Source organism: Aggregatibacter segnis ATCC 33393 (genome assembly GCF_900476035.1).
GTDB lineage: Bacteria > Pseudomonadota > Gammaproteobacteria > Enterobacterales > Pasteurellaceae > Aggregatibacter > Aggregatibacter segnis.
On the sequence record NZ_LS483443.1, the window covers coordinates 1,169,679 to 1,194,985 of the forward strand.

The 25,307-nt window shown below is 42.0% G+C and carries 21 protein-coding genes and 5 tRNA genes; 15 read left to right on the forward strand and 11 right to left on the reverse strand.

What is annotated here, in order from left to right:
• Positions 1 to 155: 155 nt before the first annotated feature.
• Together zevA and zevB are read left to right on the forward strand one after the other, a co-directional pair.
• Entirely contained in the window at positions 156 to 788 is a 633-nt protein-coding gene (gene zevA, locus DQN58_RS05790; RefSeq protein WP_006717666.1) for a zinc transporter binding subunit ZevA, read from the forward strand.
• 14 nt (positions 789 to 802) lie between these two features.
• Complete coding sequence (zevB, locus tag DQN58_RS05795) at positions 803 to 1,825, forward strand: zinc transporter permease subunit ZevB (RefSeq protein ID WP_006717668.1); 1,023 nt, start codon at positions 803 to 805, stop codon at positions 1,823 to 1,825.
• 139 nt (positions 1,826 to 1,964) lie between these two features.
• On the opposite strand, the gene DQN58_RS05800 is transcribed toward zevB, so the two are convergent.
• Positions 1,965 to 2,040, reverse strand: a tRNA-Asn gene (locus DQN58_RS05800).
• Positions 2,041 to 2,444: 404 nt separating this feature from the next.
• Between DQN58_RS05800 and uvrB the strand changes: the two genes are divergently transcribed.
• Positions 2,445 to 4,487 (forward strand): excinuclease ABC subunit UvrB, encoded by a 2,043-nt coding sequence (gene uvrB, locus DQN58_RS05805; protein WP_006717670.1) that lies wholly within the window; start codon positions 2,445 to 2,447, stop codon positions 4,485 to 4,487.
• 75 nt (positions 4,488 to 4,562) lie between these two features.
• Here uvrB and DQN58_RS05810 read toward each other — a convergent pair whose 3' ends face one another.
• The 4 genes from DQN58_RS05810 to manA all read right to left on the reverse strand — a co-directional run bounded on the left by DQN58_RS05810 (position 4,563) and on the right by manA (position 9,767).
• Positions 4,563 to 5,948 carry a Do family serine endopeptidase gene (locus DQN58_RS05810; RefSeq protein ID WP_006717671.1) on the reverse strand — a complete coding sequence of 462 codons (1,386 nt, stop codon included), beginning with the start codon at positions 5,946 to 5,948 and terminating at the stop codon, positions 4,563 to 4,565.
• A gap of 189 nt (positions 5,949 to 6,137) precedes the next feature.
• The gene (locus tag DQN58_RS05815; RefSeq protein WP_006717673.1) at positions 6,138 to 6,545 is read right to left on the reverse strand and encodes a YhcB family protein; all 408 of its coding nucleotides are present in this window, start codon (positions 6,543 to 6,545) and stop codon (positions 6,138 to 6,140) included.
• A 157-nt stretch (positions 6,546 to 6,702) separates the two neighbouring features.
• Entirely contained in the window at positions 6,703 to 8,466 is a 1,764-nt protein-coding gene (gene ycaO, locus DQN58_RS05820) for a 30S ribosomal protein S12 methylthiotransferase accessory factor YcaO (protein ID WP_006717675.1), read from the reverse strand.
• Positions 8,467 to 8,564: 98 nt separating this feature from the next.
• Complete coding sequence (manA, locus tag DQN58_RS05825) at positions 8,565 to 9,767, reverse strand: mannose-6-phosphate isomerase, class I (RefSeq protein ID WP_006717678.1); 1,203 nt, start codon at positions 9,765 to 9,767, stop codon at positions 8,565 to 8,567.
• Between the two features lie 181 nt (positions 9,768 to 9,948).
• Between manA and DQN58_RS05830 the strand changes: the two genes are divergently transcribed.
• Both DQN58_RS05830 and DQN58_RS05835 read left to right on the forward strand, forming a co-directional pair.
• Positions 9,949 to 10,287 carry a YegP family protein gene (locus tag DQN58_RS05830; protein ID WP_006717680.1) on the forward strand — a complete coding sequence of 113 codons (339 nt, stop codon included), beginning with the start codon at positions 9,949 to 9,951 and terminating at the stop codon, positions 10,285 to 10,287.
• 231 nt (positions 10,288 to 10,518) lie between these two features.
• Entirely contained in the window at positions 10,519 to 12,012 is a 1,494-nt protein-coding gene (locus DQN58_RS05835) for a PTS transporter subunit EIIC (protein ID WP_006717682.1), read from the forward strand.
• A gap of 71 nt (positions 12,013 to 12,083) precedes the next feature.
• Here the strand turns inward: DQN58_RS05835 and DQN58_RS05840 are convergent, their stop codons facing one another.
• Entirely contained in the window at positions 12,084 to 12,779 is a 696-nt protein-coding gene (locus tag DQN58_RS05840; RefSeq protein ID WP_032998110.1) for a class I SAM-dependent methyltransferase, read from the reverse strand.
• Between the two features lie 20 nt (positions 12,780 to 12,799).
• On the opposite strand from DQN58_RS05840, the gene gloB reads away from it, so the two are divergent.
• From gloB to DQN58_RS05875, 7 genes are all read left to right on the forward strand, one after another.
• Positions 12,800 to 13,501, forward strand: a complete 702-nt coding sequence (gene gloB / locus DQN58_RS05845; protein WP_006717685.1) for a hydroxyacylglutathione hydrolase — start codon at positions 12,800 to 12,802, stop codon at positions 13,499 to 13,501.
• 187 nt (positions 13,502 to 13,688) lie between these two features.
• Positions 13,689 to 14,993, forward strand: coding sequence for a glutamyl-tRNA reductase (gene hemA, locus DQN58_RS05850; protein ID WP_006717687.1), 1,305 nt, complete (start codon positions 13,689 to 13,691; stop codon positions 14,991 to 14,993).
• Positions 14,994 to 15,055: 62 nt separating this feature from the next.
• Positions 15,056 to 16,279: an ROK family protein gene (locus DQN58_RS05855; protein ID WP_006717689.1), complete on the forward strand. Its 1,224-nt coding sequence runs from the start codon at positions 15,056 to 15,058 to the stop codon at positions 16,277 to 16,279.
• 234 nt (positions 16,280 to 16,513) lie between these two features.
• A tRNA-Met gene (locus tag DQN58_RS05860) sits at positions 16,514 to 16,590 on the forward strand.
• A gap of 5 nt (positions 16,591 to 16,595) precedes the next feature.
• Positions 16,596 to 16,680: transfer RNA gene (locus DQN58_RS05865), tRNA-Leu, on the forward strand.
• A gap of 28 nt (positions 16,681 to 16,708) precedes the next feature.
• Positions 16,709 to 16,783: transfer RNA gene (locus tag DQN58_RS05870), tRNA-Gln, on the forward strand.
• 36 nt (positions 16,784 to 16,819) lie between these two features.
• Positions 16,820 to 16,894, forward strand: a tRNA-Gln gene (locus tag DQN58_RS05875).
• A gap of 104 nt (positions 16,895 to 16,998) precedes the next feature.
• Here DQN58_RS05875 and DQN58_RS05880 read toward each other — a convergent pair.
• Genes DQN58_RS05880 through DQN58_RS05900 form a run of 5 tightly spaced genes read right to left on the reverse strand, consistent with a single transcriptional unit; the run spans position 16,999 to position 22,402 of the window.
• Complete coding sequence (locus DQN58_RS05880) at positions 16,999 to 17,802, reverse strand: peptide ABC transporter ATP-binding protein (RefSeq protein ID WP_006717691.1); 804 nt, start codon at positions 17,800 to 17,802, stop codon at positions 16,999 to 17,001.
• A gap of 10 nt (positions 17,803 to 17,812) precedes the next feature.
• Positions 17,813 to 18,862, reverse strand: coding sequence for a peptide ABC transporter ATP-binding protein (locus DQN58_RS05885; protein WP_006717693.1), 1,050 nt, complete (start codon positions 18,860 to 18,862; stop codon positions 17,813 to 17,815).
• Positions 18,863 to 18,868: 6 nt separating this feature from the next.
• Positions 18,869 to 19,756, reverse strand: coding sequence for an ABC transporter permease subunit (locus tag DQN58_RS05890; protein ID WP_006717696.1), 888 nt, complete (start codon positions 19,754 to 19,756; stop codon positions 18,869 to 18,871).
• Positions 19,746 to 20,711 carry an ABC transporter permease gene (locus DQN58_RS05895; RefSeq protein WP_006717697.1) on the reverse strand — a complete coding sequence of 322 codons (966 nt, stop codon included), beginning with the start codon at positions 20,709 to 20,711 and terminating at the stop codon, positions 19,746 to 19,748. Before DQN58_RS05895 ends, DQN58_RS05890 begins: the two co-directional genes overlap by 11 nt.
• Entirely contained in the window at positions 20,711 to 22,402 is a 1,692-nt protein-coding gene (locus tag DQN58_RS05900) for an ABC transporter substrate-binding protein (RefSeq protein ID WP_032998112.1), read from the reverse strand. The genes DQN58_RS05895 and DQN58_RS05900 overlap by 1 nt, the downstream gene beginning before the upstream one ends.
• A 618-nt stretch (positions 22,403 to 23,020) precedes the next feature.
• Here DQN58_RS05900 and DQN58_RS09860 point away from each other — a divergent pair.
• The 3 genes from DQN58_RS09860 to DQN58_RS05915 all read left to right on the forward strand — a co-directional run bounded on the left by DQN58_RS09860 (position 23,021) and on the right by DQN58_RS05915 (position 25,293).
• Complete coding sequence (locus DQN58_RS09860) at positions 23,021 to 23,182, forward strand: hypothetical protein (RefSeq protein WP_155811783.1); 162 nt, start codon at positions 23,021 to 23,023, stop codon at positions 23,180 to 23,182.
• Complete coding sequence (locus DQN58_RS05910; RefSeq protein ID WP_006717706.1) at positions 23,179 to 23,526, forward strand: hypothetical protein; 348 nt, start codon at positions 23,179 to 23,181, stop codon at positions 23,524 to 23,526. Before DQN58_RS09860 ends, DQN58_RS05910 begins: the two co-directional genes overlap by 4 nt.
• Before the next feature lie 360 nt (positions 23,527 to 23,886).
• Positions 23,887 to 25,293 carry a YcjX family GTP-binding protein gene (locus DQN58_RS05915; RefSeq protein WP_006717708.1) on the forward strand — a complete coding sequence of 469 codons (1,407 nt, stop codon included), beginning with the start codon at positions 23,887 to 23,889 and terminating at the stop codon, positions 25,291 to 25,293.
• Positions 25,294 to 25,307 lie beyond the last annotated feature (14 nt).

Here is a 25,307-nt window from a genome sequence, read left to right on the forward strand (position 1 = left end):
TTTTCAGTGAGAAGCAAAATGCAAAATTAGGTTTGTTTGATATAAATCAGAAAAAACGGGTGATTTTTTCATGATGGATGCTTTTTTGAGCGCACTGTGGTGCATTTTTATTTATGCTAAAATAATGAAGTCAAATTTACCGGGAAGGTGAACCAGTGAAAAAAATAAGTTTATTTTTGATAACCTTAATTTGTGCCCAAACGCTTTTTGCGCATCCTCATGCGTTTATTGACATGAAAACGAAGGTGTTGGTGGACAAACAACAATTAGTCGGTTTTTCGATGCAATGGATTTTAGATGAGCCCAGTTCAGCCGCTGTGTTATATGATGTAAAACAAGCAAAAGGTGACAAGAAAGCATTGCAGAAATTGATTGATGAGGTTATCGGCAATGTGGTCAATGAGCATTACTTTAGCTATTTATTTGATAAGCAAGGTAATAAAGTAAAATACAGCGCGAAACCAAAAAATTACGGCATGAAGAGCAGCGGGGCGCAGGTGTTGTATTATTTTGATTTTATGTTGTCAAAACCGCAGCTTTTGCAGGATAACGAATTTACATTAAGTACTTACGATCCGACTTATTATGTTTCTATGTATTATGATCAGCCTTTTCATTCGGCTGTCGATTTTTCTCAATTACCGGAAAATTGTCATGGTGAGGTGCTGGAACCTGATGTTAATGAAAAGCTTAAAGCCTATGCTTCCTCGTTAGATCAGTCTCAACGCAACGAAGATGACACCCTTGGCGCGCAGTTTGCACAAAAAGTGCGGTTAATTTGCAAATAGTTTTTAAGAGATTCATGAAATTCCGTTTATTTTATTTCCTGTTGTTAGGCATATTGCTACTTGCCTGTGTTTATTTGTTTCCATGGTTATTTTCCCATGTTGTACTCTGGCAACGGGAATTTAATCAGCTCATTTCTGCCTATTTACATGCTATAGAACTGCAGCCCGTTTATGCCGGCAGTTTGCTCATTTTAGTGAGTTTTTTATATGGTGTGTTTCATGCCTTGGGACCTGGGCATGGCAAGTTTATTATTGCCGGCTATTTGGCAACTCATCAAACGAAGCTTGCACGTAGCATGCAAATCACTTTCTTCTCTTCTTTAGCACAAGGTTTCGTTGCCATTTTGGCGGTGTCTGTGGTGGTATTGATTTTTCAGCTTTCCTCCGCCTACTTCAATTTAAGCCAATTATGGTTGGAACGAACCGCTTATGTTCTGGTGATTTTGCTTGGGCTGAGTTGGTGTTGGAAGAGCGGGAAAACGCTGTATAAACAGCATCGACAGAAGAAACAAAAATTACACATTAATACGATTCAACGCCCTATCAAAAATGAGATGCGAATTGCTGAAAAAAGTGCGGTAGGAATTTCAACTGTTTTTGCAGAAACACATACGGAACACCATGCTAACTGTGGTTGTGGTCATCAACATATTCCGGATCCTGACGCTTTGAATCAAAGCACAAATATAAAAGAAAGCGTATTGATTATTTTGAGTATCGGTATGCGTCCTTGCTCCGGTGCGATTTTTGTTTTGTTCCTTGCTTATATGTTGGATTTGTTCCCTTGGGGCATCGTGGCAACATTAGCGATGTCGCTTGGCACGGGAATCACGTTATCGGCATTTGCTTTGTTGGTGCGTTATGCTCGCTCAACGGCGATTAAAATCGGCCAATGGTATCGTCGACCTTTTGCTGACATAAATATTGAAACTGTGGCGAAATGTCTTGCCGGTATCATGTTGATTTTCTTTGCACTAGCGTTGATTTATGGAACGACCTTGCCGGTAAGCGGAGGTGCGACACTATTTGCGAGATAACGAGATAAAAAGAGGCGAGAATAAAAAGGATTCAGCAGAAAAAAATAAAAGCCCATAAGGAGGCTATGGGCTCAAATTCTTTCGGTATGCTTTAGTTTTTATAAAAGGAGACAAATAAAAACTATCCAAAAGAAAAAACTGGCTCCTCCTGCTGGACTTGAACCAGCGACATATGGATTAACAGTCCACCGTTCTACCGACTGAACTAAGGAGGAATAAATTTGGTATCAAAAGATAGGCCGCGTATGTTACTTATCCCTCTATAGGTTGTCAACACCTAAAATAAAAAATATTTCCCCGTTTTTAGTGTGATATTTCTATCCACAAACTCTGTGGATAAGTTTGTGAGTTATTATTTTAAAAAGCATCCCGCCCCCGATAAAATCAGGCTTTATTGAAATTCGATATAAAATTGATTGTAAAATAACATTTTTTTATTTTTCAAATAGTTAACAAAAATCTAGAGAATTTTTTAAAATTTTTTTATAAATTTGTGATTCAGGCCACTTGACAAATATAACTCTGTGTAAAACTTCATTTTTTATCACTCAATGTGGCGTGATAAATGTGTTAAAATGCGCAGCATTTAGAATATACCGTAAAAAAATGACCGCACTTTATGTCAGAGAAAATTAATACCAAGCCTTTTATCCTTCATTCCGATTTTAAGCCCTCCGGCGATCAGCCACAAGCCATTGCCAAGCTCGCCGAAAATTTAGAAGACGGCTTGGCGCACCAAACTTTACTGGGCGTTACCGGCTCCGGAAAAACCTTTACGATTGCCAATGTGATTGCGCAGTTAAACCGACCGGCCATGTTGCTTGCCCCGAATAAAACCCTCGCGGCGCAGCTTTATGCGGAAATGAAAGCCTTTTTTCCTGAAAATGCGGTGGAATATTTCGTTTCTTACTATGATTATTACCAACCGGAAGCCTATGTGCCGAGCAGTGATACCTTCATTGAAAAAGATGCGTCTATTAACGATCAAATCGAGCAGATGCGTTTGTCGGCGACTAAGTCTTTTTTGGAACGTCGGGATACCATTGTGGTCGCCTCAGTTTCCGCTATTTATGGTTTGGGCGACCCGGATTCTTACTTGCAAATGATGTTGCACTTGCAGCAAGGGGCGATAATCAATCAGCGTCAGATTTTGGCGAAGTTGGCAGAATTGCAATATACGCGTAACGATCAGGCGTTTCAGCGCGGTACATTTCGTGTACGTGGGGAAATTATCGATATTTTCCCGGCAGAATCCGACGAGCGCGCAGTACGTATCGAATTATTTGATGATGAAATTGAGCGTTTAAGTTTATTCGATCCACTCACAGGAAGTAGCTTTGGTGCCGTGCCACGTTTCACCGTGTATCCAAAAACGCACTACGTCACACCGCGCGAGCGCATTTTAGATGCCATTGAAAAAATTAAAGTGGAACTGGCGCAACGACGGGAATATTTCATTAAAGAGAATAAATTGTTAGAAGAACAACGCATTAGCCAACGTACTCAATTTGATATTGAAATGATGAACGAATTGGGCTATTGCTCGGGGATTGAAAACTACTCACGTTATCTGTCGGGCAGAGATGAAGGCGAACCGCCGCCAACCTTATTTGACTATATGCCGTCCGATGCCATTTTAATTATCGATGAATCTCACGTCACCGTGCCGCAAATCGGCGGGATGTATCGTGGCGACCGTTCCCGTAAAGAAACGTTGGTGGAATATGGCTTCCGTTTGCCTTCAGCGTTGGATAACCGTCCGTTGCGTTTTGAGGAATTTGAACGTTTGGCTCCGCAAACTATCTATGTTTCGGCTACCCCGGGGCCTTATGAGCTAGAAAAATCCGGTGCAGAAATTATCGATCAGGTTGTGCGTCCAACAGGCTTACTCGATCCGCAAATTGAAATTCGTCCGGTGTCTATTCAAGTGGATGATTTGCTTTCTGAAGCGCGTCAAAGAGCGGATAAAAATGAGCGCGTTTTAGTGACGACGCTGACTAAAAAAATGGCGGAAGATTTAACGGATTATTTGGATGAACACGGGATTCGAGTGCGTTATTTGCACTCCGATATTGATACCGTAGAGCGGGTAGAAATTATCCGTGATTTGCGCTTAGGCGAATTTGATGTGTTGGTCGGGATTAACTTATTACGGGAAGGCCTGGATATTCCTGAAGTATCACTCGTGGCTATTTTAGATGCGGATAAGGAAGGCTTCTTGCGCTCCGAACGTTCTTTGATTCAAACCATCGGACGTGCCGCGCGAAACTTGAATGGTAAAGCGATTTTGTATGCGGACAGCATCACCAAGTCTATGGAAAAAGCCATTACGGAAACCAATCGCCGCCGTGAAAAACAAACGAAATACAATGAAGATCACGGCATTGTGCCGCAGGCGTTAAATAAAAAAGTGGGCGAATTGTTAGACATCGGTCAGGGCGCCAATCAAAAAGCGAAAGCCAATAAACAACGCGGAAAAATGGTGGCAGAACCGACCGCACTTTATACGGTGCCAACCTCACCGAAAGAATATCAACAACAAATCAAGAAACTGGAACAGCAAATGTATAAATTTGCGCAAGATTTGGAATTTGAAAAAGCCGCTGCGGTGCGGGATCAATTACAGCAATTGCGGGAAAGTTTTATGCTATCAGGCGAGTAAAAGTGCGGTCGTTTTTTCCGGTATTTTTAATAAAAAAGGCGAAATCAATTCGCCTTTTTTGTTTTTTAAAGATGCTTATTGCACTAACAAATAGAAGTTGCTGTCACCACGGATAATGTTTAATGCAATGGCGGACGGTTTGCTATCCAAGGCTTTGCGCAATTGACCTAAGTTTTCGACTTTTTGGCGGTTAATGCCAATGATGACATCGCCATTTTTCAAACCACGTTGTTCCGCTAAAGAATTTGGTTTGATTTTTCCAATAGACACGCCTTTCATGCCTTTTTCATCGTAGTTATTCAATTCTGCGCCATCCAATGCCGGTAATAGGCTATTGGCGGTGGTTTGGGTTTGCTCGTCTGATTGTAACGTAACTTTGGCGGTATTGGATTTGCCATCACGTAAATAGGTCAGCTCAATTTGTTTACCTGCGCCGGAAGTCGCGATTTTGGCACGCATTTCCGCAAAGCTAGAAATCGCTTGACCGTTCATTGCTGTGATGACATCGCCTGCTTTTAAGCCGGCTTTATCGGCAGCAGAGCCCGGCATCACTTCGCTCACGAAAGCACCTTTTTTTGCTTCGATATCAAAAGCTTGAGCTAAATCGGCATTTAATTCTCCGCCTTTAATGCCTAACATACCGCGACGAACTTCACCAAATTCAAGAATTTGTTGCACGAGATTGTTCGCCATGTTGCTCGGAATCGCAAACGCAATACCCGCGTTGCCGCCACTTGGAGAAATAATGGCGGTATTAATGCCGATGAGTTCGCCGTTTAAATTGACGAGCGGGCCACCGGAGTTACCACGGTTTACGGCAGCATCTGTTTGAATATAGTTTTCGTATGTGCCGCTGTCAGAGCCCATGGAGCGACCTAAAGCAGACACGATACCGGAGGTCACGGTTTGTCCTAAACCGAACGGATTACCAATAGCAACCGTGAAATCGCCTACGCGTAATTTATCGGAATCCGCGAGTTTAAGTGCGGTCAAATTTTTCGGATTTTCTACTTGAATCAATGCCACATCAGACATTTCGTCAGCACCGATCACTTTCGCTTTAAATTCGCGGCCATCGTGTAATTGCACGGTAATTTTGTCGGCATCTTTAATCACGTGGTTGTTTGTTAATACATAACCTTTTTCCGCATTGATAATGGCGCCGGAACCAATACCTTTGAAATTACGCGGTGCGCGATTGCGATCGAACATGTCCGGGCCAAAGAAGAATTTAAATTCTTCCGGAATATCATCATCCATTTCAGCTGAACTGCCTTTTTGTTTTCCTTCGACGGAAATAGACACCACGGAAGGTAATACTTTTTCCAGCATTGGTGCCAAGCTTGGAAGTTGCTGTCCTGCTACGATGGAAACTGGTGTTTCTGCTTGGCTCATCATTGGGGTTGTTAAAATGCTTAATCCGAGAGCAATGCCGGTTAAAACAAAATGACGTTTTTTCATTAAATGTTCTCCAATCAAAAAAAATAAAAAACGAAATCTCAATGAGTTTCGGTGATGACTATGACAAGTAAAATGGTTGAATGTTCTTGGTTTTTTATTTAATTCATGAGGAAAAAGAAAAGTGCGGTGAGTTTTTTTAATAAATGTTCAAACAATAAAACGCCCTTCAATTGAAGGGCGCTTATTGAATTATCTTTCTGCCTTGAATAAACCTGAAGAACCTTCGGAATAGTCTTTCGGTGGATCTTCTGTTTTAGACGGGGAAACGTTGCCTTTTTCATCCAATAAACTGTGTTGGAACAAGGTGCTGTCGTTCAGTTCCGGCAGTAGTTGAGTCGAGGAGCGTGCAAGATGTTGGTACAGTTTTTGATAATCTTGCGCAAGAGATTTCAACAAATCGGCGCTTTCCGCAAAATGTTTTTCCAATTGTTGTTTTTGGCTTTCCAATTGCTCTTTTGCGACTCGCAATTCCGCTTCGGTTTTCACTTGTTTTTTGGTGGACTCTTTTGTGAGTCGTAATAAGAAATAACCAATAACAAAACCCACCACCAAACCGATTAACGCGGCTTGCCACATTTCAGCTGTCCAAGTTTGCATAAATAACCTCCTCTAATTTATGTGAAACAATTGGCTAAATCATAGCCTGAACCGCTTTCTATTTCCATGTGTTAGATCACAGAACGAAAATTTTCCGGGAAATAAAAGGGCGAATATTCTTTCGCCCTTTAAAAACATTTTGAAAAATGACCGCACTTTATGACCAATTTTCGCGTTTTGCTTTTTGTAATTTGGCGTAGGCAGCCAGTAATTTTTGATGCTCATCGAAATTGGCAAGGGTTTCATCGCTAGCAGGCAAATTATAGAACGGATTTCCACCTTGAATCGCGCCCCACGCAAATGCTACCGCGTCTTTGCCGTACATTTTCTCGAACACCGAACGATATTGTTGCGGATCGCGGTGTTCATCCATAAACAATTCAAGGCTGCTGATTAAGCAACGATAATAGTTGGCGCGTTCGGCGGTGAACACGGAGCTGTTCATGTTATATGTCCAGTTCGCCCAGTCTAATGCCATGGCCAAGTCGCCTAACGCGAGATAAAGCATGGATTTTAATTCGCCGATGCGCAAGGTTGTCCAGCCGCTGGCTTTCGGTGCCACGATGCCGATAAATTCGCGTACGCGGGTGGCATCGTCAATGCCTTGTTCATCCAGTTCCCCCAGCAGTTCTTGATAGGTTTCTTGGTCGTGGTGAAAGTGCGGTAAATCCAACAGGATTTCACGCCAGTCCATGCCCATGTTGCTGTTGGCGTAAATTAAGTCGTCTGCCGGATAAATATCGGACATGCCCGGCACGATGATGCGGCAGGCGTAAACACCTAAGTGGTTATAGTCCATGATGTAAACCTCTTTGCTTTCCTCGCGGAGAATCGTCATGAGGTTATCATATTCTTCATGGGTATCTTTGCCGGAGAAGTTCCAATCGGCGAACTCGTAATCCGGAGTGTCTTTGAATAAATCCCAAGAAATTAAACCGCTAGAATCAATGAAGTGGGTTTCCAAATTGGCGTGTTCGGCCACATCATCGTTATTGAATGACGGCGGGGCGAAAACGTCTAACTCTTTTAGGCTACGACCTTGTAATAATTCCGTGACGGTGCGCTCTAATGCCACTTGGAATTTTGGGTGTGCCCCGAAAGAGGCAAAACACGTGCCATTGGTCGGGTTGAGCAAAATGACACAAATCACCGGATATTTGCCGCCAAGAGAGGCGTCATACGCCAAAATCGGGAAACCTTCCTGTTCCAGTTTGTCGATAGAGGCTTGAATGGAAGGATAATGAGCCATCACTTCCTGCGGAATTAACGGCAGGCTGATCGCTTCGGCGATGATTTTATTTTTCACATAGCGCTCAAACACTTCGGACAATCCCTGCACGCGCGCTTCAAATTGGCTGTTGCCAGCGGACATGCCATTGGAAACATAGAGGTTAGAGATAATATTTTGCGGAATATACACCATCTGTTGATCTGATTGGCGTACATAAGGCAGCGCGACAATACCTCGCTCATAGTTGCCTGATTGTAAATCCACCAAAAGTTCAGGTGTCAGCTCCTGATTCGGATCGAAATGTTCAAATAAATGATCGTCTAAAATGCCTTGAGGCAACAACGCCTCGTCTTCAATCGGGAACCATTTTTCGTTTGGATAGTGCACAAAATCGCTGTTGGCAATGTCTTGCCCTAAATAGAAATCCGTCCAGAAATAGTTGGTGGAAAGACGCTCAAAATATTCGCCCAATGCGGAAGCTAATGCCGCTTTTTTACTGGCGCCCTTGCCGTTGGTGAAACATTGCGGACAGTCTTTGTCGCGAACATGTACCGACCACACGTTTGGCACGGGATTTAACCACGAGGCTTCTTCAATGTTAAAGCCAAGTGCGGTCAGTTTTTGTTGAAATTTTTCAATACTTTCCTCAAGGGCGGCATCTTTGCCGGGAATAAAAGTTTGTTCGGTCATAATGTTCCTATTTTTGATGTATTTTTTTCTTGAATCGCCAAGAAAATATGAATTTTTCCCCTCTTCCGTAAATGGGTGAGGGGAAAGTGTAACTAAATTTAAAGCGGCAGCCCGGCGAGCACGGCATAACCTTCTTGCATGCCATGTACGCGATAGTCTGTATCTGCTTCAATAAACGCCGCTTGCCCTTGTTTCAACGTGAGTTTTTGTTGTGCGGCTTCCAATGTGATTTCGCCCGCCATCACTAAGAGAATCGTGCCGTTTAAAGTGCGGTCGGAAATCTCGGTGTTTTTTGCGTAAGGCATATTGCTCAAGGCAAAATCGGCAATGGGCGTGGGGTAGGTGTAAACCTGATTTTTAGGCGCCGGCGCGATAATTTGAGGGACGATTTCACTGCAATCAATGATTTTTAGTAATTGTTCGATATCAACGTGTTTTGGCGTTAGACCGCCACGAATGACGTTGTCGGAACAGGCCATTAGTTCAATATTTTGTCCGCGTAAATAAGCATGTGGCACACCAGCTGCTTGGAAAATACCTTCGCCGACCTGCAAATTAACAATGTTGAACAAGTAGAAACTCATTAAACCTGCATCTAACTTGTCGAGGGAAATCTGCATGGCGTGTAATGTGTAAAGCATCCAGTAGTCTGGATCCTGCATGGCAAGCTGATTTTGCTCGTAAGCCTTCTGTTGGCTATCAATAATCGGCAAGAGCCATTGTGCTAATTGATCTTGTGTTGCCAACATAATGTCTGCGTAAAAATCCGCTAAATCTTGCGAGGCTAATTTTGTTGCCAGATCCGCAAGTGACGGGCGTTGACGTAACGTATCGAGAATTTGGGCTTTGGTTTTAAAACCATGTAAAAGCCAAAAATCGGACAAAGCAATCATCATTTCCGGCTTATGGTTATCGTCCTTATAGGTGCGCTTCGGATCATTTAACGGAATGCCTACTACATTTTCTTGCGCGAAGCCGATTTTAGCTTGTTCTTTGGTTGGGTGTAACTGAATGGAAAGCGGATTGGCAACATCTAAAACTTTCAGCAAATAAGGCAAATTATCCCCAAATAATTGGCGGCTTTGTTGTCCAAGTGCGGTGGGATTTTGGTGTAAAAAATCGTCTAATGATATTTCCTCTTTTGTGCCAATAACCTGTGACGGTGCCGATGGGTGAGCGCCAAGCCAGTATTCGGCATAGTGAGATTCAGTTTTATCAATATGCAATAAATGAGGAATATAACGTTCACCGCCCCACACATAATGTTGAAGGCGACCATTCAGCGGATAAATACCTGCCATAATTTGCTCTCTGTTAGATTTGCTGTTCTATAAAATCGGGGCGCATTCTAGCATATTCTCACCTTTGGCTGTTGCTATAGAAAAGCTTTTTTTATACATTTAGCAGCGTCTAACATTTCTTTTTTAACCAAATTAAATGTAGACGTTTCAGACCATTGAATGAACCCTAGGAGGAATAAACATGGCACAAGGACATTATGAATTAAAAGTCGCGAAAGACGGTCAATTTATGTTCAATTTGATTGCTACTAACGGACAAGTGATCTTAACCAGCGAGCTTTACAAAACCAAAGCCTCTGCGCAAAACGGCATTGCCTCCGTGCAGAAAAATGGCGTTGATGAGAAAAATTTTGAATTTCGCACGACAAAAAGCGATCAACCGTATTTCGTGTTGAAAGCGGCTAACCATCAAGAAATCGGTCGTAGCCAATATTATTCCTCACAGGCCGCCGCACAAAAAGGCGTGGAATCCGTGATGAATAATGCTTCAACCGAAGATATTCGTGAAATTGCGGCATAACATGCAAGAATAAATAAACATTATCGGCACTGAGGTGCCGATTTTTTTATCTAAAATCAGTGTGTTAATCAGAAAACAGGTTTTCTTTTTAAAATGCGATCTTCATCATATTTTTTACTGACGTATTGAAGTAATATTCCACAAAGCACTTTGCCTTTGAAGGGAAAACACCAGATCTGGTAAGTGTGGTATTTGGGGCATAAACCATGTCGTAAATTAAGGAGAAAACGTATGTTTAAACAGCTTCAACAGGTTGGTAAGGCATTTATGTTGCCGATTGCCATTTTACCTGCAGCCGGTTTGTTACTAGGGATTGGGGGCGCATTGTCCAATAAAGCCACCGTGCAAGCCTATCCATTATTGGATCATTCTGTTTTGCAAGGTGTGTTTCAGATCATGTCGGCAGCCGGTTCGGTGGTGTTCGGCAATTTGGCATTATTGCTTTGTATCGGTTTGGGCATTGGTTTAGCCAAACGGGATAAAGGGGTTGCGGCGTTGGCGGCAACCGTCGGCTATTTGATCATGACCGGTACGATTGCAGCATTGATTCCGCTGTTCTCACCGGAAACCAAAGGAATTGATACAGGGGTGATCGGTGCTTTGGTGATGGGCTTGATTACCGTCAAACTGCACAATAAATATCATAATATTCAATTGCCTCAAATTTTAGGCTTCTTCGGCGGTTCACGTTTTGTACCGATTGTCACCTCCTTTGCGGCGATTTTTGTCGGCGCCATCTTCTTTTTAATTTGGCCGACATTTCAAAATTGGTTGTTGTCTGCCGGTGAACATATTGCTTCTATGGGCGCAATCGGAACATTCTTTTATGGCTTCCTCATGCGCTTATGTGGTGCAGTAGGCTTACACCACATGATTTATCCGTTATTTTGGTACACCGAATTAGGCGGTACGGAAATCGTGAATGGTGAAACCATTATCGGCGCACAAAAAATCTTCTTTGCCCAATTGGCGGATCCGAATCACCAAGGTTTATTTACCGAAGGTACACGTTTCTTCGCCGGCCGTTTTGACACCATGATGTTCGGCTTGCCGGCAGCTTGTTTGGCGATGTATCACTGTGTGCCGAAAGCGCGCCGTAAAGCCATTGGCGGGTTATTCCTTGGTGCAGCGTTGACCTCTTTTATTACAGGAATCACCGAGCCTATTGAATTTATGTTCTTATTCGTTGCACCTTGGTTGTATGTTTTCCACGCCTTTTTAGACGGCGTTTCCTTCTACATTGCCGACATTTTGAATATTTCCATCGGTAACACGTTCTCCGGCGGATTTATTGACTTCCTGTTATTTGGGATCTTACAAGGCAATGAAAATACCAACTGGTTTAATGTGATTTGGGTCGGCGTATGTTGGGCGGCGCTATATTATTTCAGCTTCCGTTTCTTAATTACCCAATTTAATGTGATGACTCCGGGACGTGCAGAAGAGCAAGAAGAGAGCGTGGAACAACAAACCTCTTCTTTAACGGAAAACGCCCACGAGATCATCAGAGCCCTAGGTAGTGCAGAAAATATTGAGAACGTGGATGCTTGCATTACTCGTTTGCGGGTGGCGGTGAAAGATGTCAAATTAGTGGATAAACCACGCTTAAAAGCGTTAGGTGCCGTTGAAGTGTTGGAAGTCGGTGGTGGCGTTCAAGCGGTTTATGGTGCTAAAGCAGTATTATATAAAAGCGAGATTAACCAGATTTTAGGTAAAGAAGATTAATTTTTTCTTCGCTATGAATGTGAACGGTCAGAAATAGATTTATTTCTGACCGTTATTTTTTTCTTCAAAGACTAAAGATCTTCGGCTTGTTTCAACGCTTCTGCCGGTTGTAAAAACGCCGGGATTTTTGACCGCACTTTTTGCGGATTAAGCGTCAACGGGTAGGTGCGTTTTTGCGTCACGATAACCGTCAGCGGGGCAAACCAACCGGCGGTTTGATGGGATAGCGCCAAATTCCGCTGTTCCAAAATATCAAAGTTGAGTAATTCCAACCAATCGATGATCCGCCAAATGCAATAATGACGCGCGGGGAAGTCTCCCATTTTTGATTTAAAAAATAGGCCGTTAAGCGGATTAAACAGACTGAGAAATAAATAGCCGTCATCATTGAGAACGCGGTGAGTTTCTCGCAACACTTGATGGGGATCTTGGACAAAATTCAGCGTGTTGGCCAACACACAAGCATCCAACTGCTGTTGAATAAAGGGGAGTTCGGTGAGCTTGGCTTGTACAACTGAATGATGATCGTCTAAAAGTACGGTCAAATTTTCCGCTATTTTTTCGCTGAGGCTAATTTGGTGGCGCAAGGGCAAATCACATTGGATTTCTGCGCTAAGTCCGCCAATTTTCAGAATCTGATAACCACAAATTTTTGTAAACCAAGGGGCAAAATAAGCGTTTAATGCGTTACAATAAGCGCGCCCATTTGGCAGTTGTTGCCAACCGGTGGGCATCGCCAGTGACTTTTCATATTTAGCACGCCACATCATGGTAACTCCGAGGTTCTATGTTAATTCCGATTCCTGCGTTAAACGATAATTATATTTGGCTTTATGCACGGGAAAATTTACCGTTGCTCATCGTTGATTTGCCTGAAACCGACAAGCTGTTTCACTTGTTGGAAGAACAACATCTCTCCGTTGATGCGTTGTTGCTCACGCACAACCATGCGGATCACACGAACGGTGTTGCGGCGTTCAAGCAACGTTTCCCACAAGTACCGATTTATGGTCCGGCAGAGTGTGCTGCTTGTGGGCTGACGCAGGTGATTAATGAAGGCGACCTTATCACCGAACATTATCGAATTCAAGTATTGCCCAGTGGCGGGCATACGGCGCAGCATGTGAGTTATTGGGTGGATGGGCATTTGTTTTGCGGTGATGCGTTATTCTCCGCCGGCTGCGGACGGGTGTTTACCGGTGATTATGCGCAAATGTTCGCTACCATGCAGCGTTTTGCAGCGTTGCCTGACGACACCATCGTTTGCCCGGGGCATGAATATACGTTAAGCAATTTGGCGTTTGTGCAAAACATTTGGGCAAACAAAAGTGCGGTGGAAAATCATCGTGTTTTGGTGGCGCAATTACGGGCTGAAAATAAACCAAGTCTACCCACCACGATAGGCTTGGAAAAACACATTAATCCGTTTTTAACGGCAACTAACTTGGCGCAATTTACCCAATTACGCCAAGCAAAAGATACGTTTTAGAAATTTGATGCTTCGCAATAAAATTGCAGATTAATGGCTTTTTTCTTGCGCTAATTTGCCCAAACATGGGCAATTCAGCTAGAATATAGCCCGTTTTTATGTCTATTTTTTATATTTTAGTGGGATAAATGTTGCCGTATTTGTTGTGTCAACATAATAAAGTGCGGTGATTTTTCATGTATTTTTTATGACGATTTTAGTTCTTGGTATTAATCACAAAACCGCCTCTGTTGCCTTACGGGAAAAAGTTGCTTTTTCTGACGAAAAACGTGCTTTTGCTTTGCGTCATATTCGGCAAATTGAATTAGCCGAAAGTGCAGTGATTTTATCCACTTGTAACCGAACTGAAGTTTACCTGCACAATAAAACCGTCCCGCCACAAGAAACGCAACATTGGATTCGCCAAGCTGTACAATGGTTCGCTGAAATTCATCAACTGGACTTAGCCGAGCTTCAGCGTTGCCTTTACACTTATGAAAACCTGCCTGCCGTCAATCACTTAATGGAAGTGGCGTGTGGCTTGGATTCATTGATTTTAGGCGAGCCACAAATTTTGGGACAAGTGAAGCAAGCTTATCAAATGAGCGAGCAGCACTATCAACAAGAACAGCAAGCTATTTCCGGCGAATTATCCCGTTTATTTCAAAAAACATTTTCCACGGCAAAACGCGTGCGTACAGAAACCAATATTGGTGAAAGTGCGGTATCTGTGGCATACGCTGCTTGCAGTTTAGCGCGCCAAATTTTTGAATCGCTGAGCGAATTAACCATTTTATTAGTGGGCGCAGGGGAAACCATTGAATTGGTTTGTCGTCATTTATTGCGTCACGGTGTAAAAAACATGGTGATTTCCAACCGCACTTTAGCCCGCGCAGAAGCCCTCGTGGAGAAATTGGATACAACGGCGAATATTCAAATCCTGCCGTTAGAACAGTTACAGCAGGGCTTAAATCAAGCGGATATTGTGATTAGCTCTACCGGCAGCCCGCATATTCTGATGAGCCGCAACATGGTTGAAAAGGCGCAAATCATGCGCCGCTATCGTCCGATGTTGTTGGTGGATATTGCCGTACCGCGTGACATTGAAGAAAGTGCGGCGGAATTAGACAGTGTTTATCACTATACGGTAGATGATTTACAAAATATCATTCAACATAATTTAAACCAACGGGAACAAGCCTCTGCGCAGGCAAAGGAAATTATTCAGGCGGAATGCGCGGATTTCTTTGCGTGGTTGAAAGTCCATCAGTTTTCTAATTTGATCCGTCGTTATCGTGAAGAGGCGGAGCTTACTCGTCAGGATTTGCTGGAAAAAGCGATAGCTTCCTTACAACAAGGCGAAGAGGCGGAACAAGTACTACAAGAATTAAGTTATAAATTAATGAATAAATTGATCCATTCGCCGACAAAAGCCATGCAAACCATGGTGAAAAACGGTAATGCGGTGGGTCTGCAAACCTTTTCTAAAGCCTTGGGAATGGACGATGAATAGCCGTTCCGAATGTATTTAAATGCCGTTTAAAATCAGTCAATTTACTTTTACGGGAGAAAAAAATGCGAGAAAGTCCTCAAATCGCGAACGTTGATCTAGTAAAACAAATGAATAGTGCGGTGGTGTATAAGCTCATCGATCAGCAAGGTCCTATTTCCCGTATTCAAATCTCTGAAATAAGCCAACTTGCTCCGGCAAGTGTGACTAAAATCACCCGTCATTTACTTGCTCGCGGTTTAATTAAAGAAGTAGAACAACAAGAATCTACCGGTGGGCGTCGTGCAACCTCGATTGTGGCGGAACATAAACATTTTCGTTCTATTTTAGTGGGCATTGGACGTGAGCATTTAACGTTAGCCATTATGGATTTGTCCGCCAAATTAGTGAATAAATCCGTTTTTACGCTTGAGAATTACCCAACACCACAAGCATTTGAACAGTTTTTATTTCAACGCTTGGATGAATTTATTCAAGAAAATCAAAAACGTAGCAGTGAGTTTATTGCTATCGGTATCACTGTTCCTGGTTTTGTGGATGTTAAAAGCAACATGATTGAACAGGTTCCGCACTTTGACTTAAGCACGCCTTGGGACTTGGCAAATCACGTTGCCGAACGTTTCAATTTACCTACCTATATCGGGCATGATGTGCGTAGTTTAGCTCTTGCGGAGCACTATTTTGGTGTCACGAAAGATTGTTACGATTCGTTGCTATTGCGTATTCATCGCGGTGTTGGTGCGGGAATTGTGATTAATCACGAACTCTTTTCCGGCTATAAAAAGAATGTGGGCGAAATTGGGCATATTCAGGTGGATCCGTTAGGAAAACGTTGTATGTGTGGCAATGTGGGCTGCTTAGAAACCGTTGTGAGTAATTCAGCGATTGAAAATAAAATGTCAGAGTTATTGGAAGACGGTTACCAAAGTAAATGGCTTTCTTTGGAAGCCCATGACATTGAGGCAATTTGCAAAGCCAGCAATAAGCAAGATGCGGTAGCCACAGAGTTAATTGAACACGTTGGTACACAAATCGGGCGTGTGTTGGCAATGAGCGTCAATATGTTTAATCCGGAAAAAATCGTGATTTCCGGTGAAATAACCCAAGCCAAAAATGTCTTATTTGCCGCAATTCGTCGCACCTTGGAAAGTCATGCCTTGCCGGCGTTTGTCCAAAATACGCCATTAGTCGCATCAGAGCTTAGCAATGAAGATGTGATAGGGGCTTTCGCCTTAGTGAAACGTGCGTTGTTTGACGGCAGTTTATTGCGCCGTTTAATTGAAGAATAAATCTTCAAGAGAAAAGAGCGGTCCTCAAAAAGAATATTTTTGAGTGTCGGAGTGACTAAAAATCATTTAGGTTGAGTGAGGAGTAAACTAAGCGTTGAGTAAAATTAACGCGATTTGTTTAATCTCTATCCGAATGATCTAATTTTATTTATTTTCCCAAAAAAATGGTTGACGAGTAGGGGCAATATCCGCATAATACGCCCCGCAAAGTCAATGAGATGATTGCAAATAAATGGCTATGTAGCTCAGTTGGTTAGAGCACAACACTCATAATGTTGGGGTCACAGGTTCGAATCCCGTCATAGCCACCATATTTGCGGGACTGGCGAAATTGGTAGACGCACCGGATTTAGGTTCCGGCGCCGCGAGGTGTGTGGGTTCAAGTCCCTCGTCCCGCACCATTTATTTCATTGATATCAATATAGTAGTTGGGGTATCGCCAAGCGGTAAGGCACCGGGTTTTGATCTCGGCATCCCTAGGTTCGAATCCTAGTACCCCAGCCATACTATTCTCAGTTTCTACTTCTAATAAAAATCTATTGGGGTATCGCCAAGCGGTAAGGCACCGGGTTTTGATCTCGGCATCCCTAGGTTCGAATCCTAGTACCCCAGCCACCTTCTTTTTCTTCCCTCTAAGTTAATTCGACTTGAATTGATTTAATGAAAATTTTTATCGCAATTACCTACCGCACTTTTTCTTATTGAAGGCATTGGATTTTTTAGTCTTGGTATTTCTCCCAAGAAGAGTCATCCAAAATTTTACCAAAATGGCTTTCGATTAGTCGTTTAGTAATATCCGTTTGTGGATCGGTGAAAATTGAACGTGTCTCACCATATTCAATCATCACGCCGTCTTCCATCACTAAAATTTCATCGGCAATATGCTTAATAATCCCCAAATGCTGACCAACATAAATATAGGCAAGTCCCAGTTTGTTTTGTAACTCGAGCATTAAATTAGTCAGTTGGGTTTTGACCGTGGTATCTAATGACCCGACCGCATCATCAATAATGATAATTTGTGGATCTAAAATTAACGCTCGAGCAAGGGCAATACGCTGTTTTTGGCTCACGGAAAGCGTATTAATTTTGATGTTGGCATGATCAGGATGCATTCCCACTAATTTCAAAATGTTAAAAATTTTCTGATTTCGTTCTTGCTCGTTTAGATGGGTGGCTAATAACAAGGGGGTATCAAGAATTTGCCCTACATTGAGACGTGGATTAAACGCCGTATTCGGATCCTGAAACACCATGCGGATATGTTTGGAGCGATAGTTGTAATCACCGAAAGTGAGTGGTTTATCTTTGAATAGGATTTTGCCTGAAGTGGGTTCGGTGATGCCTACGATCATTTTTGCCAGGGTAGATTTTCCTGAGCCATTACGTCCGATAATCGCCAATGTTTTGCCCGCTTCGAGGGAAAAACTGATTTCTTCTACTGCGCGAAAATGACCGGGGTTAAGCAGACCGAGCGTATTTTTAAATGATTTTGTGAGATCTTCCACTTGTAATAATGGCATTTTCTTTCCTTTATTCTTGATCGGAGCTTAAAGTGAGCGGTTGAATCAATTCTTTTTCTTTGATTTTCTTTTCCCGTAAATTGATTGGGAAATGGCAGAAAAATTCATGCTGTTTAATACGAAGTGCGGTTGGTTTTACGATACATTTTTTCTGCGCAAATGGACAACGCGGGCCAAGACGACAGCCAATCGGCATTTGTTCCAGTAGAGGAACCGAACCTTTGAGGGTGCCAAGCTGACCTTTAAAAGGCAAAGGTTGGGTGAAATCCGGAATGGAATGCAACAAGGCTTGAGTATAGGGGTGATGTGGGGTTTCTAAAATATTCTCTTTAGGGCCGGATTCCGCATTCTGTCCGCAATACAGCACAATAAACGAATCACACCATTCGCTGATAGTGTTGATGTCATTACTGGCAAGTAAAATGGATGTACCTTGGTTTTGATTCATACTTGAAAGCAGACGGAATATTTGCACTTTTGTAATCGACTCCACTGAATTTGCCGGTTCATCGGCAATCAACAAACGAGGTTGGTTTGCCACGGCAATGGCAATCATGACTTTTTGCCCTTCTCCTTCCGTTAATTCATGAGGGTAACTGCGCATGATATCTTTGTGTTCTTTGATTCCGACGCGGTGCAGTAACTCAATGGCGCGACGTTTTTTCCAATTAAATAAACGTTGCCACCAACGACCTTTAAATGTCCATCCCGGGATACTTTGGATGAGTTGTTTACCAATTTTCTGGCTAGGATCAAGACAGGTTAACGGGTCTTGGAACACCATTGAAATTTCTTTACCCACAAGTTTACGACGTTGTGCCGGTGTGAGTTTTAGCAATTCAACATCATTAAAACGGAAACGATCAGCGGTAACAATCCAAGAATCTTTAAAGGCATTACAGATAACTTTAGCAATGAGGCTTTTGCCCGAACCGGATTCACCGACTAAGCCGCAAATTTCCCCTTCATCAATTGTAAAACTGACATTATCGACAATACGAATTAACCCATTTGGAGTTTGGATATCAATGCGAAGATTGCGAATATCTAAGAGTGCCATAGTTATCTACTCATAATATTTGGTAATTGCTCGGCATAGCCCATTGGTAAACACCAAGCCAATTAATACGCTGATGATAATTGCAAGTCCCGGCAGAATAACCGTCCAAGGGGCTAAATAAATTAATTCTAAGGAGTCTTTTATCATCGCCCCCCATTCCGGTGCAGGGCGTTGCGCGCCGAGAGAAATAAAACTGAGGGCACTAATATCCAAAATGGCAATTGTAAATGCGCGGGAAATTTCTTGAATATATTGTGGCGCAATGTTGGGTAAGATGGTTTCTTTCAGTAATACGCTGTTAGAGATGCCGTCTAAGCGTAACATCAGTACATATTCTTTTTTGAGTTCAGCTTGAATACTACGATAAATTTCATGTACGAAATAAGGCAGTAATGCCAAGGTGATTGCCAACATGGCGTTAATTAAACTTGGTTCCATTAAGGTAGCGATAATGATTGCCACGAGTAACACCGGAATGGTGAGGAACGCATCTAAAAAATGCCCCAGTACACGAGATTTAATGCCTTGCGACATGCCTGCCCAAATGCCAAGCCCACCGCCAATAAGGGCGGTCAGAATAACCACAATAATCGCCGTGCCAACGGTGTAGGTGGTGCCGATAATAATACGACTGAGCACATCCCGACCAATATCATCGGTTCCTAAAAAATAGGCGATCTGGCCGTTATTGGCCCAAGAAGGCGGCATAAGTTCTTGTCCGATAAATTGCATTTCAGCAGAGTAGGGGGCAATGAATGGACTAAAAAGTGCGGTCAAAATCAGCACTAAAAGAGCATAGAAACTGAAAAGCGCAATGCGATCTTCTCGGAAGAGTGCCCAAATATGCTTTAATGTGTCGCTTTCGCGAAAATCTTCAGGTTCTCTATCTTGCATGCCAACCCTTCTTATTTAACGGATCCAAAATAAAGATTAAGCTTTCAGATGCCACTTTAATGATAATAATACAAAGCCCGATAGTAATGATGCCGGCTGAAATACTGTTGTAGTCTTGCTGTGTGACGGCATCAATTAACCAACGTCCGATTCCCGGCCAACCTAAGGTATTTTCAACCAACATACATTGTGTAATCACCAACGTAAATAAACGGGTGGTGTGAGGAATTAACAAAGGCAAGGTGTTGCGTAAAACGTATTTACGTAACACGCTAAATTTCGACCAACCTCGTGTAGAAGCAACTTTGACGTAGTTTTGCTGGAAGATAAATTCTGCTCGCTGTTGTACTAAACGTACGATTTCCATGGTGGGTAAAATGGTTAAAACTAAGGTTGGTAATGCCAAGTGTTGTAAAACGTTTTGGATGATTTTAATCCGATAAGGCGCTTCAACAAACCAAACGTCAATAATTGGGAAACCGCTAATCGGCTTGATTTCATAAAGTAAATTGTATTGCCCGATTGCAGAAATTTCCCATGCATTAATTGCAGAAAAATACAGTAAAATCGGCGCAATCCAAAATACCGGCAAGGAGAGGCCAACAGCAGATAAAGTGCGGATGGTTTTTCCGATAAAATTAGCAGGATAAATTGCACCGATGAGCCCAAGGGGAATACCGAACAATGTTGCCAGTAAAATCGCACAAAAACAGAGTTCTAATGTTGGTGGGAGCACGGTAAAAATAGTCGATTTAAGGGCTTCGCCACCGTTATAGCTGATGCCTAAGTCACCTTGGATAAGGCGCACCAAATAATGAAAATAGCCACTGTAAAAGTGCGGTGTCATTAATTCGGCATTAAGCGGATCTTGCATCAAAATCAGGTAACTGATTAATGTTAGGATAAGGAACGTTAAAACGAGAAAAACACATTGTCGAATCAGAGAATTAAACATTACTTGTGTCCTTTTCGTAGTGATAGCGTCGAGAAATTCAAAGTGCCGAAGGGGCTCATCTCAATATTTTGTACGCGCCCATTGGCGACCAAAACTCGTTTGACGTTTGCAATAGGGATGATCGGCAATTCCGATAAAATTAATTCCTGTGCTTGGTTGTAAGCTTCGGAACGAATCTGTTGATTGGAACTATCTAATGCACTATCCATGATGTGATCGAATTTTTCGTTGCACCAGTTGGATAAATTGGTAATTTCGTTTGAGGTGCTACAACTTAAAATCGGGCGCATAAAACTGTCGGGATCTAAATTTCCCCCGAGCCAACCGGTTAAAATCATGTCGTAGTCTTCAGATTTATTATGTAATTGCTCAATTAAAAATGTTCGTGTAACCGGACGAATTTTCACTTCTACGCCGGCATTCGCAAGATCTGATTTAATTAATTCTGCCATTTTAAGCGGAGCCGGGTTATATACCTGTTCTTCATTAATCACCCACATCGTCAAGCTTAATTTTTTATCTTGTAACACTTGTTTGGCTTTCAATGGCATAAAGTCATACTCAAAATCCGGCGTATTCACGCTTGAAGCCCACGAAATATTCGGAATAATATTATTCGCCACTGTCGCTGTGTTGTGATAAATCGTTTTAATGATTCTTTTTCGATTAATGGCTTGTGAGATTGCGTGTCGCAATGCTGGATCTTGAATTGCTGTTTTTTGGAAATTAAACGCCAAATACGACAAATTCATCCCTTCAACACTTTTCATATAATAGCGTGCGTCATTTTCCTTCAGTAACCCTAACTGACTGACTTCCGGATAGGAGGCAATTTGGCATTCACCGTTAAAGAATTTCACTAAGCGCCCAGTGCGATCTGCGGATAAATCAATCAGAATGTCATGAATTTTAGCTTCTTTTTTCCAATAGTCTTCGTTTTTTTCTAAACGCACATATTGATTGCGGAAATAGTTTTTGACTTTATACGGGCCGGTGCCGACAGGCAAGGTATCCAGTTGCACTAAATTATCATCGGCATTGAGCTGTACGGCATATTCTTGCGAGAAAATAATGGCGTATTGACTTGCTAAGTGAGACAAAATAGAAGCATCAGGTTTGAATAAGGTAATCTCTACCGTATGCGGATTGATGGCTTTCACCGATTCAATTTTTTGGTTTAGCTTAATGCTTTCAAAATAAGGAAAGCGCACCTTTTTCGCCTGTTCATGGAAAATACGATATTGCGGATTTTTATAGCTGACGGAGGTTTGTTCTAACGTCGGTAAGTATGTCTCATAACCTAACACCCGATTGAGCGAAAACACGACATCATCCGCATTAAAATCACGGGTCGGTTTAAACCAATCGGTCTGATGGAATTTAATCCCGCGACGTAAATGAATGGTAATCACTTTGCCATCTGGCGAAAGCGAGTAAGATTGTGCCAATACAGGGATTGGCTCGGCAGCCGTATTCGAAATTTCAAACAGTTTATTGTAAATCTGCTCTGTTACCACGTTCATACTGGTTCCCGCATCCGCCGTTTGCGGATTAAAGGAAAAGCCGGAGGCGTGTGTGCAATAAATTAATCCATTGTCCGTCAGTTCTTCGGGCACGCGCGGTGCCGCCATCGCAGAATTTACTGCAAAAGCAAACAAACAAACGGGCGCAATCAATTTTTTATACAACATCATAAACGGATCAACAGGCTAAAATGAATGCCAAATTGTAAGATATATTCCGTGGATATTCTAGCGAATCTGCCGCTTCTGGATATTTGTCGCCCAAAATGACCGCACTTTTTTCAGTAACTTAAGCAAGTCGGTTGGTATTACGTGAGATGTGGGGGGGGATTTTTCGATGCATTTTTAGTATCTAGGCTAAAAAGTGGCTTGGCATAAATTGGCCTAATCAGATTACTGTCATGTTGATAAGACTGAATCGTGTCTGTTCAGCTTAACCTAATAGATGAAAGCAAATTGCAAGGCGTTTTTTGTATTTGTTTGAATAGTATTGAATATGTGAACAAATTCCAGTTGTTTTTGCCCCCAGTATACTGGGGGTTAGTTTCTTTACATAGAGACTAACAAAACATCTTGCTAAATAAAATTTTCTTAATACAGAGGATAATATGCTAATCCCGATTTTTGTTAATGGTCAAAGAAGATACCAAGATAACCGAGGTAATCAATACAAGTACGATCTTTCTCAACCAATGGATCAAATAAGTTATTCAACTGATATTGATGCGCAAATGCGAGATCAGACATCAACTAATCCAACTCGTAATCCAAATGGCGGTGGAATTTATGAATAAACGCTTAAAAACGGGTATATATATTATAGGACTATCTTTAATTTCAAGTGGCTCAGCCGTTTCAACACAGGTTGTTGCAAAAGAAAATAACTCAGATATTTCTCTGGTTGAAGTAAAAAACATTATTCAGATCAAGAAATTATCGATTTTATGATTAAAAGTGGATTTAAGTTTATCTCTGATGCTGACGATTCTTTAGTCTTTAAATTACGTGGTGAAAAAAATGCAGTAATTATTACGAGCGACGATATGGGTTTTGAATTTTTATCTTGGGTAATCTCTGAAAAAGGGTTTTCGTTGGAAAAATTAAATAAATTTAGTCTTGAGTCTCAACAAATGCCGAATCTTTTCGTAGATGAGAATAAAAAAGTTATTTTTATTAAATATAATCTGCCTTCGAGAGAGGGGTTTTCTAGCAATCAGATTGTTGATGCAGCTCTATATGTTACAGCTATGGGAGCCAAAATTAATAAAGCCAAAGATAGGTTAGAAAATTAATTGTATAAAAATGTTAACCAATAGTAGATAGTGTTTCATCAAATTAGAGACATCTAAAATTGGAAAAGGGAATACATCGATTTATTCTTGTTGGTACTCTTTTAAAATAGTTCTTTCCTAGAACTTGGGATTATAGTGATAGCCTTGTAACACAACAAATTTTTCATTTCTAAATACTACTGACTCAACACAGATCATGTATCAGCACTGTTTTTTGTCAGAATAAAACATATGCTTTTTCCACCGCACTTTTCTTCCATTATTTCCTTAATCCCAAGCAAATTAAGCGCCTCTTCATTTTTTCGGTATAATATCGCCCATTATCTAGTCATATAGCCTTAATCATAAAGAACGAAAACTATGCTAAATCACCTGCAAAAAGAATTAAATGAACTGGTTAATCGCGGTTTGGATCGTACGTTACGAATTGCCGTGACGGGGTTGAGTCGAAGTGGGAAGACTGCCTTTATTACGAGTTTAATTAATCAGTTGTTACATATTAATCACGTCGATAATAGCCATCTTCCTTTGTTTGATGCGGCACGCCGACATGGCATTATTGCGGCAAAGCGTATTCCGCAATTGGATTTGTCCGTTCCTCGTTTTGATTATGAAGGCAATCTTAACTCATTGTCGCAACAACCACCGAAGTGGCCACAGTCCACCAAAGGCGTAAGTGAAACACGTCTGGCGATTCGTTATCAGCGCAGTGGCGGTTTATTGCGTCATGTGAAAGAAAAAGGGACGTTGTATCTGGATATTTTTGATTATCCGGGAGAGTGGCTGTTGGATTTGCCGTTGTTGGATTTGGATTTTCAGCAATGGTCGCTGGAGTTGCAACGACAGTTTAATACGACACATTTGAAATTGGCGCAAAGTTGGTTGGAAAAAACTCAAAACGTGAATTTAACTGCGCCGGCAGATGAGGATATTTTGGCGCAACTTGCCAAGGATTACACCGATTATTTATGGCAATGCAAACAGCACGGATTGCATTTTATTCAGCCGGGGCGATTTGTGTTACCAGGTGAATTAGACGGTGCGCCGGCTTTGCAATTCTTCCCTTTGTTGCATTTAACCGAATCACAATGGCAACAATTGAAGAATGAAGCGAAAGAAAACAGCTATTTTGCAGTGTTGCAAAAACGCTACGATTATTACCGTCGGCACATTGTGAAAGATTTTTATCAACAGTATTTTTCCACCTTTGATCGGCAAGTAATTTTGGCAGATTGCTTAACGCCGTTGAATCACAGCCGCGAAGCGTTTGAGGACATGCAATTAGCGTTACATCAACTGTTTCGTAATTTTCATTACGGCAAACGTAATTTCTTGAACCGTCTTTTTTCGCCGAAAATCGATAAATTGATGTTTATTGCCACAAAAGCAGATCATATCACCACCGAACAGTTGCCGAATTTGGTCAGCCTCATGCGCCAGTTAGTCCAGGAAGGCGGGCGTTACGTGGAGTTTGCCGATATTACTACCGATTACACCGCCATTGCGTCTATTCGGGCAACGCAACAGATGGTGGTAAATCAACATGGTCGTCAATTTAAAGCGATTCAAGGCGTGCGGAGTAGCGATTTGCAAAAAGTCACGCTTTATCCCGGCAGTGTGCCGAGTAAATTGCCGAGTGCTGATTTTTGGCAACATCAAAAATTTGAATTTGATCAGTTTGAACCGCGCCGTTTAGAACAAGGCGAAAACATACCGCACTTACGAATGGATGCCGTATTACAATTTTTACTGGGCGATAAGTTATAACAGGAGCAAGCAGA